Raw genomic sequence first — 14,349 nt, 5'->3', positions numbered from 1 at the left:
GCTCGACGTCGGAGAAGGCACAAAGGGCCGCAGGTCGCACGCACGCAAATTGTCGCCGTAGGCGGGAGTGCTTGGTCCGAAACCGAACGCGTCCGGTGTCACGAATCGGTCAAGTCGCTTCCAACTCCGACTTTGATCAGACAATCGCCAGCGATTCCACTGATTTGAACTGGCCCAGAGCGTGCATCGTGACAGATGGGAGCCCATCTGAGTCTCGCGATGAGCAACAGTTGCGGCGCCTTCAAGTCGAGTGGATCACCGGCATTAGGTTCGGAGACAGTATGCGCATCTGCGGTATCAAACTGACCCATGACGGAGCAGTCGCTCTTATCGAGGACGGACGGCTTGTCTTTTGTATCGAGCAGGAGAAGCGGGGCAATAATCCGCGATATCAAAAAATCGACAATCTCGATGCAGTTGTTGTCGCCCTGGCAGAGCACGGTTTTGATCCGCGAGACGTTGATCGCTTCGTCATCGACGGATGGTGGGGCGAGGTCGAGTCACAATTTGAGGTTTTCAGTGGGACTGCACCCATTACCCTTAAAGGGGCGCCGTATGTTGAGGGCGATGCCGAAGGCCTCCTCATAGCGCACGACGGCTCTGGGCTAATGCTCAACGGGAGCGCCTTCCCCTATCAAAGCTATCCGCATGTCACAGCCCATGTGGCTTCGGCCTTTTGTACTAGCCCTTTCGCCAAGGCCGGGCAGCCCGCGTTCTGTCTGGTGTGGGACGGCGCCTCCTTTCCACGTCTCTACCATATAGAACGCCGCGCAGCCAGGTTCCTCGAGTGCCTCTTCCCGCTGATCGGGCATGCTTATGCTGCCGCAGGCTACCACTTCGGACCATACAAGCAGTCGAACCGGACCAAGTGGGACCTCGGTGTTGCGGGCAAGTTGATGGCCTATATCGCGCTCGGTTCGGTCGACGAAGGCATCGTCGAGGTGTTTCAGGAGCTCTACGAAAAGCACTTTAGCACGTTTACGGAGCCAGTCGATCGTTGCAGCGAGGACGCCGCGCTTGAGCCTGTCCACGAGTTCTTCGATGCCAGCGCGCTACGGTTAAAAGCCAAAGCCCCCGAAGATGTGCTTGCATCCTTTCATTGGTTCCAAGAGCGTCTGCTCGTTACCAAGCTCGCGAGTGCTATACAGAGACATTCGAGGCTTCCCGCGCGCAATCTGTGCATCGCCGGCGGTTGCGGTCTCAACATAAAATGGAATAGCACACTACGAGCTGCCGGCTTGTTCGATGCTATCTGGGTGCCACCCTTTCCGAATGACAGTGGCTCGGCAATAGGTGCCGCTTGCTCCGCATTAGGGGCGGACCAAGGCTTTGTACCATTGGAATGGTCCGTCTATAGTGGTCCAGCCGTGGAACGAGGCGACGTGCCGCCCGGATGGGACGGCTCACCATGTAGCATGCGTGAACTTGCAACGATTCTCGCCAGCAACAAGCCCGTCATTTTCCTTGCCGGCCGCGCGGAGCTTGGACCTCGGGCTTTGGGTAGCAGAAGCATACTGGCCGCGGCGACATCGCCGCGAATGAAGGACCGTCTCAACGACATCAAACTTCGCGAGCACTTCCGGCCGGTAGCGCCAATATGCCTGGAGGATCGTGCGCCGGATATTTTTAGTCCTGGAACGCCAGACCCTTACATGCTCTTCGAGCACCTAACACGAGCAGAATGGCGGGCCAAGATCCCCGCTGTTGTGCATCTGGACGGATCTGCTCGATTGCAGACTATTTGCAGGACCTCTCAGCACAAAATCGCCGAACTTCTCGTCGAATACGAGGGCCTCACGGGCATTCCGCTACTATGCAACACAAGCGCCAATCACAATGGACGCGGGTTTTTCCCGAATGCGGCATCTGCCTGCCAGTGGGACCGCGTTGACCACGTGTGGTGCGATGGCGTGCTGTGGACGAAACGCGCGGGCGGAGACTCAGTGCTGGCCAACGACATCTTTCTCTCTCAGCGCGCGGAGGCGGAACCGTACGCCAAAGATCGGATACCTCCCGCCAGAGGCCGCCTTGTTTGACGAATGCGATCGCTGCAGGCCTAGGGGTAACGAAGAAAGGTAGGGATCGCGACCAAAGCAATCCGTTTTCTGCTGAAGACTTGGCCGCTATATTCCGTCAAGCTCCATGGAGAGGATGCAAGGATTCCGAAAACAGGATCAAGGCCGGTTCGCTCGTCTATCACGACGCATTGCACGTCGTACCGTACCTCGCGAGATACACTTTCGGGCGCCGAGAGGAGCTATGCGGCTTGGACATCGATGACGTTCTCGAAGAGAATGGAATCCCCTATATCTTCATTCGGCCGAACGAGCACCGAGCGCTGAAGAATCTGCAGTCGATGCGGCGAGTGCCGCTCATAAGTGAAGTTCTCCGACTTGGGTTTCTTCAATACCACTCCGCCATTAAAAAGCTGGGCCACAAGCTTTTATTTCCGGAGCTGCGAGCGGCTAATGACCGGACTCGGCGACACGTTCTATGGTGATTGGATCAAAGTGCCAAACGTCGCGGTGCCCAATGCCGCCGAGAAGAAGGTTTTCCATTCGTTTCGCAAAAGCGGAGGCGCTGATCTGAAGCACGCTGGCGTGGCTTCTGAACTCCGCGCCGACATACTCGGCCATGGCGGCGACAACATTACGGAAGAGCGATACGCCAGTTCGGCCAAACTCAAGCAGATGTTGGAAGCGCTCCAAAAGCTACCAATCGTGCCCGATCACATCTGACCTTGCCCCTCGGGCTTGATCCAGTTTGAAGTTCGTTCTGGCCCACCACAAGGACCAGAGCATGAAGCGCAGCCGCTTTTCGGAAGAGCAGATCATCGGGATTTTGAAGGAGCATGAGGCCGGCGTGTCGGTCGCCGATCTGTGCCGCAAGCATGGCGTCAGCGACGCCAGCATCTACAAATGGAAGGCCAAGTTCGGTGGCATGGAGGTGTCGGAGGCCAAGCGGCTAAAGACGCTGGAGGACGAGAACACGCGACTGAAACGGCTGCTGGCCGACTCCATGCTGGACAATGCGGCGTTGAAGGACCTCTTGGGAAAGAAGTGGTGACGCCCGCGGCCAAGCGGAAGGCTGTCGCGCATCTCGTGGCTGCCCACGGGATGAGTGAACGGCGGGCGTGTAAAGCCATCGGCTGCTGCCGCATGACCATGAGATACCGGACGACCCGGGCGGACGAAGCCGGCGTTCGCCAGCGCATGAAGGCGATCGCCCAGGAGCGCCGCCGCTTCGGCTATCGGCGCCTCCATGTTCTGCTCAAGCGGGAAGGCTATCTGATCAACCACAAGAAGCTGTTCCGGCTCTACCGGGAAGAGAGGCTTGCGGTGCGCCGCCGCGGCGGCCGCAAGCGGGCGATCGGGACCCGGGCGCCGATGATGGTGCCGATGGCGCCGAACGACCGCTGGTCGCTCGACTTCGTGTCGGATCAGCTCACCGATGGCCGCCGCTTCCGTATCCTCACCGTGGTCGATGATTGCACCCGCGAGTGCCTGGCGCTGGTAGCCGACACCTCGCTCTCCGGCACCCGTGTGGCGCGGGAGCTGGACCGGCTGCTGATGGAACGCGGCAAGCCGAAGATGGTGGTCAGCGACAACGGCAGCGAGTTCACCAGCAACGCCATCCTGACATGGGCCGATCAGAGCCGTGTTGCATGGCACTACATCGCGCCGGGCAAGCCCATGCAGAATGCCTTTATCGAGAGCTTCAATGGCCGGCTGCGGGATGAATTGTTGAACGAGACGCTGTTCACGTCGCTGGCCCATGCCCGCGTCGCGCTCCGATGCTGGCGGACCGATTACAACGACGCACGACCACACTCGCGGCTCGGATGGAAGACGCCGTCCGAGTTCGCCTTCACCTGCGATCCGCGCCGGGATCTGGCGCTGCGCTATGCCGAGGGCTCCGCGCCAGCTCCCGTCGCTACCACCGCCCAACCGGGCAAATCCAACAGCCGGGGCGAACTCAGGACTGGATAAAACTTGATGTGGTGGAACGGCCCGCTCCAACAGCATCAAAGTGCTAGAACGTGGTCGTTGTTCGAACGCCACAAAGGAGGGACCGTTCCGTGAAACAGGTTATCACCATCGGGCTGGATCTGGCCAAGCACGTTTTCCAGGTTCACGGGGCGGATGCCGAGGGCTCACCCGTGTTCAACCGGAAGCTACGGCGCAGCGAAGTTCTGCGTTTCTTTGAGAAGCTGCCAGCATGCCTGGTGGGGATGGAAGCATGCGGTAGCGCCCACTATTGGGCGCGCGAGATCGCAGCTCTCGGTCATGAGGTCCGGCTCATTCCGCCGGCTTATGTCAAACCCTTCGTCAAGCGTGGCAAGACGGATGCGGCGGACGCTGAGGCCATCAGCGAAGCGGTGACCCGAAAGACCATGCGCTTCGTGCCGATTAAGACGGCTGAGCAACAGGCTGCCGCGATGGTGCTGAAGACCCGCGCTCTTCTAGTGCGGCAGCGAACGCAGTCGGTCAACGCGTTGCGCGCGCATCTGGCAGAATTGGGGATCATCGCCACCGCCGGCCTGGCAAAGGTTGAGGCGCTGGTCGCAATCATACGGGATGAGACAGATGCACGCCTGCCCGCAGCAGCGCGCTTCGCGCTGATGGCTATTGCCGACGAGATTGAAGCTTCAGCCGACCAGATCGAGAGGCTCGAGCGCGCAATCGTCGCGGAGGCCAAGCACGACGAGGACATGCGTCGGTTGACCACGATCCCTGGCGTCGGCGCCATTACGGCGGCGACCATCAAAGCGCTTGTGCCGGATCCCGGCGGGTTCAAGTCGGCTCGCCACTTTGCCGCCTGGCTGGGATTGACGCCGCGGCCTCATTCAAGCGGAGGCAAAGAGCGGTTGGGACGAATATCGAAGATGGGAAATCCAGAACTCCGCTCTCTCCTCGTTGTCGGGGCAACGGCCGTCTTGCGGCTTGTCCGAAACGACGTTCGGGCGCGGCCGTGGCTGAAGGCGCTTCTCGCCAGACGCCCCTTCAAGGTTGCCGCCGTCGCGCAGGCCAATAAGACGGCGCGGATCATCTGGGCGCTCCTGAACAAGGGCGGAATTTATCGGCGTCCCGACCCATTGGCGATTGCCGCGGTGACGCAGTGACCGCCAAAACGATCTGACCGGCGCAGGCCGGCAGAGGGCGAGGTGCAACAACAGGCGATGAACCCATGGGACGAAATCCCGAAACGAGTGAAGCTACTGCCCCCAATGCGCTCAAGCGCGTAAACTTGATTTAGCTCCTCGTTCCGCGGATCTCATCGAGGCCAGCGGCCATATTGTGCCGCGCGCAAAGGCCGGACATATGACCGCACCGTTCCAATGTGTGAAATCGACTGAAAAAGCTCTTGCCTCGCGGGCCGTTCCACATATGGGGGCAAGGTCAAAGGTCACTGAGCAGCTCTTTGGCTTTGGCAAGCTGGGTTCCGCGGATCACTCCCCGGCTTTTTTGGGGGATGAAGCTGCGTTTGTCGCTTATTGCCGCCCAGACAGTGACAGACCTCTCCGTCCCAGCTCGGTTTTTCGATCCGGAAAAAACCTCCAGGCCGGGGCCGGTCCACTCCGGCGCGTCGAAGTTCCGCGCGGCGCCGAGTGCGTCCAGCGGATTGGGTTCCGTATTCTTCCGGCGTGTTTCCCTCCGAGCGCAGGTTGTTGCCGAAGTCTGCGAGCTGGGTTTACAGTCTCCCCGTGTGCCGTTTGCACATGATATTTGAGATTTCGGCATCTGCGATTCACATATGTACTCGCGGGTCACTGCAGTTCAGTCAATCTTGAGAACTCATTTTGTAACGCATTTGGAACGACATGTGGTGTAAAGCAATAGTCTCAGCTTACGTTCGCTTAAGGAACCAGCAGGCGCTTGAAGATATGAGGGGCCTTCGGCGCGAATTGCTCGAGTCCGCGTCCGGCTCCGCAAGCAAGCACGTTCACGCAGATCTCCGATTGATCAAGGATGGGTTGGAACAGCTCCGCCGTCGCAAACTTTGAGGCCGGCACCGAATTCGCTGCCGCGGCCCTGCCGCTCCGGCATTGAGCGCCGTGATCGCTTGCTCCAACGCGCGCTTAGCGCCGATGTACAGATCCAACAGGTCGGTGGGGCGATGCCGTTGATGTTGCATATCAGCGCTCCTTTTGAGCGTGCTCGGCCTCGACCGCGCGGAGCAAGGCGGCAAGACAGGGATATTCCACGCCATCGCGCGCGTAGCGGTTGACGCGCTCGACATATCGGGCCGATCCGTCGGACTTGCCGCGCCAGCTGAACAGCAGCACGGCGCTGTTGTGCTGGCGCAGAACGTGGCCGGCGCCACTACCGAAATACTTGCTCATGGCGTGGCGCTTCATGGCCGGCCTCCAGCTTCCCCAGCTCCGACTCGTCCATTCCCGGATGAGCGTCCCGGACCGGGACGTTCCTATTGTAGGCGAAGAGGGATTCGGCGGGGGTGAACAGCTTCACACTTCTTGGTTTTCAGGCGGGTTGAATAGGCTGACCGCTGCACAGTTCGGGAGCCTTCCATGGAAACAGAGCTCACCGTCCAGCATGCCCCGCTGCCCGGGCCTCGGGAGCGCGAGCTCCGGGCTGCGCAGTACGTCCGGATGTCGACGGATCGGCAGCGAGAACTCTAGCCAAAAATGGTCCAGTTTGCCGGCCTCAGATATCAGAAGAAGGAGGACAGATGAAGCGAGCAAGGTTCACGGAAGAGCAGGTTATCGCGGTATTAAAGGACCATAGGCTGGGGCGAAGACAGCCGACCTGGCTCGCAAGCAGGGTGTTTCCGAGGCGACGATCTACAATTGGCAGGCCAAATTCGGCGGCATGGAGGTTTCCGAGGCGAAGCGGCTGAGGGCCTTGGAAGAGGCAGGTTGCGCAACAAAGTAAACAGCTGCTCGCGCACAGTCATCGCGTGATCTTCTCACATATTTATGGGGGGCGCTGGCAAACCACTGAAATGGTTCCGGTACCAGGCATTCGCGCTAGCTCACATTGAAAGCATTGAGCCCAACCATACGGGCGACTTGAAACGGATTGAATTACGGCTACGCTCTTAGGTGGCGCGTTTAATATTGTGCACTTCCCTACAGAAGTGTTCCGGGTTTGTCGATATCTTGTACGCGGCGATCGCAGAGTTTTCCTCCGAATGACCCGACTTCTTTGCATCGCTCGGCGAATAGCTTGCCGACGTATGTCCCGCTGGGACGGCTGACAAGGCCTGATGCGAACGTTCAGCACGAACTGCACCGTTGCCTGCAGAGAATGCGCGCTTGCAAGGCACAGGTGCGAGATTGTCCGCGACGAAGCTGCGATCGAATGGCCGTCGTTAGCGACGTCTTGCGGCTTGAAAACAACACCCCGCGCCCTTGTTCGTCGTGACTCCGTGTGAAAACGCAAAAAGCCGGCGCCGCCGCTGCTCTAGTCTGAGGGGCTCAGCTAATTAGCTGATTTTGGAAGGAGCCGAGCAGATGGCTGAAGTTGCCGATGAGAATGAAGTTGTTGATTTTGCGAAAGAAACGCGTGTCGTGGTGTTGAACACGAAGACAAACCGCGACGTGACCTTTAAGGTTTCGTGGGCGACCACGCTGCAGGCTGTATGGGACGCTTCTTACGGCAAGTTTAATCCGGCGGAGCACAAGGACGCTGACGACAAGTTCCAGTGCCAACACGCCGGCGCCGACCTGACGCCCTATCTCGGGCTCACGCTGCGGCAGGCCCAAGAGCAGCATATCTGTCCGGCACGCAAGTATCAGATCGTCGGTGGCACCGGCGGGGCGTGATGGCCAATGCCAACGAGACACCTGTCCCAGATCCTGCTCGTGGCGGCGAGGCGCTCGAGCGGGATCTTCCTCTCGCTCTGAAGGGACGGACTTTGGAAGAGGCCGGCTGGTGCAGAATCGACGCCTTAACCCTGTGCGTGCCGCTCTGGAGCCCGAGTGCCGACTTCTTCCTGCTGCGACTTCAATTTCACTGCTATCCCGAATGGCCACCGAGCGCGCAATTCGTGAACCCGATTACGAAGGACTACAAGCTGGGCGACGATGATCGGTGGCTTCCCAACATCGAGGCGCCGCACCTTAGGGTGCATCCAAATTACAACGACCAAAAGCGGCAGCTCATCTGCAACTCCACGACGCTGGAGTTCTACGACTTGCGCCACTCGGTAGAGGCGCGGCATGTCTGGGACCCTGAGCGCCACAATTTCAACCACACCTTGTTCACCATCACCGAGGCCATGCGGCTCTACTACAGGGGCCGTCAGGGGTAACCGCATGAGCAATTTCGATCAGGACGACCAGATACGCCGATCGCCGCCGCAGCAGCCCTATCAAGCCAATTCCGCTATCCTCTACGCGCCCAAGAATGCCCTCGAACAAACGGTCGGGGTGCTGCAAGGGGCCGGGCGCGTCGAGACGTGCTGCTTCTGGTACGGTCGCGATCTGCCTGGAGGGTGCGGGCGCGTGGAAGCCGTTGTTGTGCCCCCACAGCGCGGCACGTGGGGCAATTACGACGTCACCGGCGAGGCAATGGCGGCGGTGTCGGCGGCCACCCGAGCAAAGCGCTGGGTCGCGCTCGCTCAGGTGCATTCGCATCCGGGCGACTGGGTCGAGCATTCCCGATACGACGACGCCCGTGCGATAAGTCGAGGGGTCTTGTCGGTGGTCTTTCCGCGGTACGGTCACTGGACCGGTCCATGGCCGCATCGGGCCGGCATCCATGAATTCCAGATCAACTACTGGCACCTTCTTTCGATCGCCGACGCGGCCCGCCGTCTCGTTCTCGAAGGTGCCGGTACGGTTTCTTTTCTGGATTTGCGCTGATGTCTGGCCCTCTTCTCGGCGATAGGCATTTGCGGCCGGACCCTTCCGGTGCCCTTCGACCTATCGATCAGGCCCGCAAAGGTTTGGTGAGAGTCACGGTGCCCGCCGCGATCGCGTCCACGTTCGCCGGGCAGCACATGATCTGGACTCTGACGAACCAACTGGTCCGGCAAGACCAGCTTGTCGAGGGCATCGCGTTGTCAGTGCCGGAGACCCGCCTTCTCGACGGCGTCGTACCGTACGCCAAGCCTGGAAGTCTCGGTGAGTCTCTTTTGGCATGGGCGAAGGAAGCCGTAGGCGATCGTGTCCGCGTTGAGCTCGATATCGCCGCTGATAAACGCGCAGACGTTGAGATCACGGTTGGAAATGAGGGCGCGCGATTCGCCGCGGATCGACGACTGTCGATCTTCGCAGACGGATGGAATATCTACGCGGGTCCGCTCGGATCAGCTCCTAGCGTGATACCGCGGGACAAAAATCCACTCGGCCCTGCTTTCGCGGGGTGTCTAGCTGCTGCCGAGGTTTTCAAGCACCTGCGCGGAATTAACCCCGAACGCGGTTCCTTCGTCGATCAGCTTGCGTATTCGCTCCTCGATCTGCAGACCCGATCGGGGTGGGAAGATTTGCCCTCCGCTGAGCTGCCCGAGACGTTGTCCATCGGCCAGCCCTACTTGGTCGGCGCCGGTGCGGTCGGCCAGGCTTTCGCGCTGGCCCTCGGCTCCGTGCCTGGTGTGCGGGGTCACGTGACGGCCATCGATCCGGAGGCGCTGGACGATATAACCAATCTCAACCGTTATCCGCTTGCTCGCATCGTTGACTTTAACGACGATCGATCGAAGGCTGAGATCGTTGCCCAATATCTGCGGTCCCGCGGGCTGACGGCCCACCATGTGATGAAGAAGTGGGAGGAGTTTCTGCGTCGCGTCGATCGAGGCGATCAGCTTCCGGAGCTCGCGTCCGATGAGGCAATCTTCCGGTTCGACACGATACTCTCATGTGTTGACGATACTGATGGAAACTTCGCCCGGCACGCGATCCAGAATGTATGGCCGCGCATGTTGATGGGCGGCAGCACGCACGCTACGGGTCTGCGGTCAAGCGTCTCCATCTACGACGTTCCCTCGCCGTGGATGTGCCTGAAGTGCCACAACCGGCTTCGCGATCCACGCAAAGAACTCGTTGCCCTGGTTGATGAGTTGCGCGGGTTGTCGCAGGTGCAACGGGCAGCGTGGACATCTGCTCGCGGCATGAGCGCTAACGAGGTCGAGGAGGCATTAAGCAATCCAGGGTGCGCGTCGGTCGGCATCCAGCAACTTGCCGACTACGTCAACCGGCCAGGTGACCCGCAATTCTCGGTGGGGTTCACATCCATGGCCGCGGGAATCATTCTGGCTGCCCAGCACATTAAGATGTCGATCGGAATTGCTGCTTTTCCAACCGATCGTGGTTGCTCCAATTTCTTCTATTTTCTCCATCCAAGTTCTCGCTGGTTCGTGCAAGGCGCAAATCCGAACTGCACCTGCCAGACCGAAGGCAGGTCTCGCCATCTTCGTCTGTGGCGTTGAGCGGTCCCGCCTTCGGTCTAGAAGATCGTCCGTTAGAGAAAACCAGTTGCGCGCCAGATAAACGCGAACGCTCGAGAAGAGGTCGTCCGCTGCCTGGACGACCAACCTGAGCGCCATAGCAGGGACGGTGGTCAGGCGAAGGGATGGAGTGAATCAGCGCAGTTGCGCAGCAACGCTGATCGGCCGAGCTCTGGCCGCGGCAACTTGGTCTCCTGCGGCTGATCTCTCCTTAAGAAGTGACGAATATCTGTTGCCGATTTTGCATACCAAGCCAGCATTTGCTCCGAAGGCCCGTTCTCGAACTGAGTCGCATCGGCGCGCTTGTTGGCCCATCGAAAATTCTGGACAAAATAGTGCCGCAAGCCTTTTCCGGGGGAAGTGTTACAAGCACAGATAGTCGTCGCTCTCATTCTGTTGTTCGGTTGAACACTCATGGTGTTCTGGCGCTGGCCTCATCACGACGTCTCGGATCGCCCTGAGGACTGCTTCAACGGCGAAGAGTTTGGCGTTGTTCGGGAGCTTGAGCGGACAGCGATTGATCCCCTTTAAAACTCGAGTTGCCGCGCGCTTTGAATGACGAAAGAAACGATTTGTCACCAGTGATGCGTCGCCTGGTGGGCGATCTCTTCGCCGATCTCCGCCGCCTCGAAGAACGGATTCGCGAAGTGACAAAGGAGATCGAGGCGGTCGCCGATCGAGAGGACGTCACACGCCGGCTGATGACAATCCCTGGTATCGGCGCATTGGGTGCGACCGCCGTACTTGTCGCAATAAGGATAGTGGGTGTTGTTCACCCCAACCAACCACGATCCGGTCGCAATTTCCGACAGCAATGGCGTAGCAAAAGGCAGGGTTGTTACAGCGTCGGCAGCCATTGGCGTACTCTCAAACGACAGCGACCTCGATCACGATCAACTGTCAGTCGGCTCGGTTACGGAGATGATCTTGGCGCAGGAGCAAGCCGCAAACTGGGGCAGAGGTGGACTCCTTCCGCAGTCCCAGCGTGGACACGAGTCTGGCTGGAGAGATCAGCCTCGTCAGATCCGCCGAAATGGCGTTCACGAGCGAAGGGCTTAACCTCACTACCAAACTCTCGGGCTCGAGCGGGGAAAGGCCGGACAGCCTTCTTGGATTGTCGGAAGTGAATACGGACAAACTGACTTTCGCCTTTGCCGAGCGATCGGCGACGGGAACCATTGCCCGCGCGGCGCAAACTTCGCGAGCGCTCTCTCTACTGAACAACATTCTTTAGTGGTTCGTCATTACAGTGTGTTGCGAGAAAGTCGGAGGAGGAACGCTATCAGGAATGTCGAGGTGAAGTTTCTGCCTATGCCCGCCGCCACATGCTCTCGGCAGAGTAATGCAGCTGAACTGAATGTCGTCCCTTCAGTCGCATACGTGCTCAACGGACTTTGCCCCAGTTTTCCAGCAGAAGACAGGCCACAAGCTCATCGTTCAATATGGAATAGCTCCTGACCTTAAAAGATCCCGTCGTCGATGGCGAGACGGGAACGAAGATCCGATTTTGGTTGCAGAAAATTCTGACGCAACTAGGATGTAGCCGTAATCTCTTGATTTATTTTTTGAGGAGGATTTGGCATGAATGCGTTGCCCTGGTCGTCGTCAGCGGCCTTGCCGCCCACCGAAAATCAACCCATTGCGCCCGTCATCGAAACTGCCGGCAGTGATGGCAGCGCCGAGTCCAAGGGCGAATCGCAGCAGGATCTGCTTGTCTTTGGAAAATCGGATGTCAAGATAAAACCGAAGGGCGTGCGGGTCGGCAACGAAACAGTGCTGGGCACCGACGACCGCGTCAGAATTACCAATACAAAGGCCCCGCCGTGGCGCAAGATTGCCGGGCTGAAATTGAAGCCTCGGCCGCCACAGACATCTTCGTATATCGGGACGGGGTGGTTTATCGGCCCCAAGACCCTGCTGACCGCAGGACACTGCGTCTACAGCCCGTCGGATTTCAACGGCTGGATTGGTTCGATCGAGGTCTCGCCGGGGCAGGACGCAGGCGTATCTCCCTTCAGGACCGTGACCGCAACGAAGTTCTTTGCGCTTCAGCAATGGATCAACTCGGCCGATCCCGATCATGACATCGGTTGCATTCAGCTGGCGGAGCCGCTGGGCGAGGAGGTCGGCTATTTCAAGATCGCGTCGCAGACGGATGCCGAGCTGGAGAACGCTCTCGTCAACATTTCGGGCTATCCGGGTGATCTCGACAACGGGCGAAACCAGTACTTCCACCAGAACAGGGTGCTTCGGACGTCCGCACACCGCATCTATTACGACGTCGATACGTACGGAGGCCAGAGTGGCTCGCCTGTCTGGGTCCAGGCGTCGGCGACCAGCGAAGCTGTTGCCGTTGCGGTGCACGCTTATGGAATAGGTGGCACGGCGCCCAGTCTCGGCGTGACGGCGAATTCCGGACCGCGACTTTCGCCGGAGATCGTGTTGACGGTGAAGGAGTGGTTGCAGGCCGCCTCGGCTTGACAGCTTCCGTGCCGCGCAGCCGGTGCTTCATTCATGTGACCCTCCGCGATGGGCAGCCGCTTGCCGGTGCCCGGATCGCGGTCGAGCAGGCAAGCGGTCCGGTGCCGGAACTGATGTATCAAACGGATGCGGACGGGCATGCCCAGATCGGGCTTCCAACCGGAGAGGTTCGGCTGCGCATCTTCACCGCCTCTGGCGAGAGCCGCTCCGTAGACATCAATGTCGGAGCGGAGCCGGACAAGACCTATGACGTAACAATCGATCCGCCCTGATGACGGTCCCCTGCGGAGAGACGCCATGATAAGTCGAGCCCGCTTCCCGGAGTCCACTGAGGAACGCGCCGAACGAGTCATCAAAGAGATCAAGAAGCTGGGGCTCGGACCAGCGGCGGCGCCGCGAGAAGCCGGCGGATTGGAGTCAGTCGCGCCGAAGTCACCGTCGTTGCAGGAGGTTGAGCAGCGCATCGAATGGAATCTCAAAGCGGCGTCTCCCGGCGCGACGGAGCTCGCTCGCGCGGTTGCCAACAAGACCGCACGGGAAGGACTCGACCTTGCCGCCTCGCTCGCCGGCGGTCACGTCAGCCATCGCGATCTCAACGCAGGGCAATTGGCGAATCTGGAGGCCGTGATCCAAGTCATTGGGCGGCCAGCCTGGTTCGTCGAGGGCGATGCGCCCGACACCAGTGCGGCGACTGCGAAAGACGACTTCTGGGTTGCGTATATCAATACGGCACAGAACGCGATCCTGGACATCTGCGCTCGGGTTGGCTGCATCATGGTCGGAAGCGCTGAGCCGTTCGTTCCTGTTGCGACCGGGTGGTTGATTGGCAGGAACACGCTGGTGACCAATGCGCATGTCGCCGGTGCGGTGGCCCGACAGAACGCTGCGCTGGCGGCCACCGACGTGCGCCAGGGATGGCGGTTGCGGACCGATCGGCCATGCGTCGTAGATTTCCGCTTCGAGAAGGGAGGCTCGAAGCATTCGCGGTTCGCCCTCGACGAGGTGCTTTATGTCGAGGGCGGTGACAAACCGGATCTCGCGATTTTCCGGCTGAAGCCGCCGACGGCGGACGCGGCAGGCGGCATGCCGTCACCGATCGTGATGGATCTGAAGGCACAGTCCAACGGATGGGCGAAACGGAATGTTTTCGTCGCAGGGCACCCGATCAAGGACCTCGCGGACGATCAGAACGTATTCAAAGTTTTCGGTGAGCTCGACGGCACCAAGCGCTTTTCTCCGGGTTGCGTGCTGGAGCTTCTCGGCACGGATGTACTGGCCCACGACTGTTCGACGACCAATGGGTCCTCCGGCAGTCCGCTGGTGGATTTCGCATCGTCGAAGGTTGTGGGACTGCATTATTTTGGCCGCCCCGGAGCGCGCAACGAAGCCGTGCTCCTGTCGGCGATAGCCGATCACCCTGCGATCGTCCGAAGCCAGACGGGGGAGTGGGGTATCTAA

Annotated in this window: 14 protein-coding genes and 1 pseudogene; 13 read left to right on the top strand and 2 right to left on the bottom strand. The window is 59.7% G+C overall.

The window, feature by feature from the left end; genetic code table 11:
* Positions 1-281: 281 nt before the first annotated feature.
* From nodU to CIT37_RS34165, 4 genes are all read left to right on the top strand, one after another.
* Positions 282-2,036, top strand: a complete 1,755-nt coding sequence (gene nodU, locus CIT37_RS34180; protein WP_080588739.1) for a nodulation protein NodU — start codon at positions 282-284, stop codon at positions 2,034-2,036.
* Between the two features lie 432 nt (positions 2,037-2,468).
* A complete protein-coding gene (locus CIT37_RS34175) occupies positions 2,469-2,738 on the top strand; it encodes a site-specific integrase (protein ID WP_028144096.1) in 270 nt (89 codons plus the stop codon).
* A 61-nt stretch (positions 2,739-2,799) separates the two neighbouring features.
* A protein-coding gene (locus CIT37_RS34170) for an IS3 family transposase (RefSeq protein ID WP_095425220.1) occupies positions 2,800-3,989 on the top strand; the annotation gives its coding sequence in 2 pieces (ribosomal slippage) (positions 2,800-3,046 and positions 3,046-3,989; 1,191 coding nt in all).
* An 89-nt stretch (positions 3,990-4,078) separates the two neighbouring features.
* Positions 4,079-5,122 carry an IS110 family RNA-guided transposase gene (locus CIT37_RS34165; protein WP_018273859.1) on the top strand — a complete coding sequence of 348 codons (1,044 nt, stop codon included), beginning with the start codon at positions 4,079-4,081 and terminating at the stop codon, positions 5,120-5,122.
* 1,014 nt (positions 5,123-6,136) lie between these two features.
* Here the strand turns inward: CIT37_RS34165 and CIT37_RS34160 are convergent.
* Positions 6,137-6,358 (bottom strand): hypothetical protein, encoded by a 222-nt coding sequence (locus CIT37_RS34160; RefSeq protein WP_028143557.1) that lies wholly within the window; start codon positions 6,356-6,358, stop codon positions 6,137-6,139.
* 332 nt (positions 6,359-6,690) lie between these two features.
* Between CIT37_RS34160 and CIT37_RS34155 the strand changes: the two are divergent.
* The 5 genes and pseudogenes from CIT37_RS34155 to CIT37_RS34135 form a co-directional block, all read left to right on the top strand.
* Positions 6,691-6,890: pseudogene (locus tag CIT37_RS34155) on the top strand (transposase); the annotation flags it as partial.
* A 584-nt stretch (positions 6,891-7,474) separates the two neighbouring features.
* Positions 7,475-7,786 (top strand): hypothetical protein, encoded by a 312-nt coding sequence (locus CIT37_RS34150; protein WP_028143556.1) that lies wholly within the window; start codon positions 7,475-7,477, stop codon positions 7,784-7,786.
* Positions 7,786-8,274 carry a hypothetical protein gene (locus tag CIT37_RS34145; RefSeq protein WP_028143555.1) on the top strand — a complete coding sequence of 163 codons (489 nt, stop codon included), beginning with the start codon at positions 7,786-7,788 and terminating at the stop codon, positions 8,272-8,274. Before CIT37_RS34150 ends, CIT37_RS34145 begins: the two co-directional genes overlap by 1 nt.
* A 4-nt stretch (positions 8,275-8,278) precedes the next feature.
* Positions 8,279-8,827, top strand: coding sequence for a Mov34/MPN/PAD-1 family protein (locus tag CIT37_RS34140; RefSeq protein ID WP_028143554.1), 549 nt, complete (start codon positions 8,279-8,281; stop codon positions 8,825-8,827).
* A gap of 98 nt (positions 8,828-8,925) precedes the next feature.
* Complete coding sequence (locus CIT37_RS34135; protein ID WP_157158173.1) at positions 8,926-10,392, top strand: ThiF family adenylyltransferase; 1,467 nt, start codon at positions 8,926-8,928, stop codon at positions 10,390-10,392.
* Positions 10,393-10,985: 593 nt separating this feature from the next.
* Here the strand turns inward: CIT37_RS34135 and CIT37_RS34130 are convergent.
* On the bottom strand, positions 10,986-11,267 hold the full coding sequence (locus CIT37_RS34130; RefSeq protein WP_154694114.1) for a hypothetical protein: 282 nt from the start codon (positions 11,265-11,267) through the stop codon (positions 10,986-10,988).
* A gap of 128 nt (positions 11,268-11,395) precedes the next feature.
* Between CIT37_RS34130 and CIT37_RS34125 the strand changes: the two genes are divergently transcribed.
* The 4 genes from CIT37_RS34125 to CIT37_RS34110 all read left to right on the top strand — a co-directional run bounded on the left by CIT37_RS34125 (position 11,396) and on the right by CIT37_RS34110 (position 14,349).
* Positions 11,396-11,644: a hypothetical protein gene (locus CIT37_RS34125; protein WP_131233136.1), complete on the top strand. Its 249-nt coding sequence runs from the start codon at positions 11,396-11,398 to the stop codon at positions 11,642-11,644.
* A gap of 347 nt (positions 11,645-11,991) precedes the next feature.
* Positions 11,992-12,891 (top strand): trypsin-like serine peptidase, encoded by a 900-nt coding sequence (locus tag CIT37_RS34120; RefSeq protein WP_049806740.1) that lies wholly within the window; start codon positions 11,992-11,994, stop codon positions 12,889-12,891.
* Positions 12,888-13,163 carry a carboxypeptidase-like regulatory domain-containing protein gene (locus tag CIT37_RS34115; RefSeq protein WP_157158172.1) on the top strand — a complete coding sequence of 92 codons (276 nt, stop codon included), beginning with the start codon at positions 12,888-12,890 and terminating at the stop codon, positions 13,161-13,163. The genes CIT37_RS34120 and CIT37_RS34115 overlap by 4 nt, the downstream gene beginning before the upstream one ends.
* Before the next feature lie 25 nt (positions 13,164-13,188).
* A complete protein-coding gene (locus CIT37_RS34110; RefSeq protein ID WP_080588718.1) occupies positions 13,189-14,349 on the top strand; it encodes a trypsin-like serine peptidase in 1,161 nt (386 codons plus the stop codon).

This window comes from Bradyrhizobium ottawaense (genome assembly GCF_002278135.3).
Classification (GTDB): Bacteria; Pseudomonadota; Alphaproteobacteria; order Rhizobiales; family Xanthobacteraceae; genus Bradyrhizobium; species Bradyrhizobium ottawaense.
Note: the sequence above shows the minus strand (reverse complement) of the source record. Positions and strands in the feature narration are given on the sequence as shown.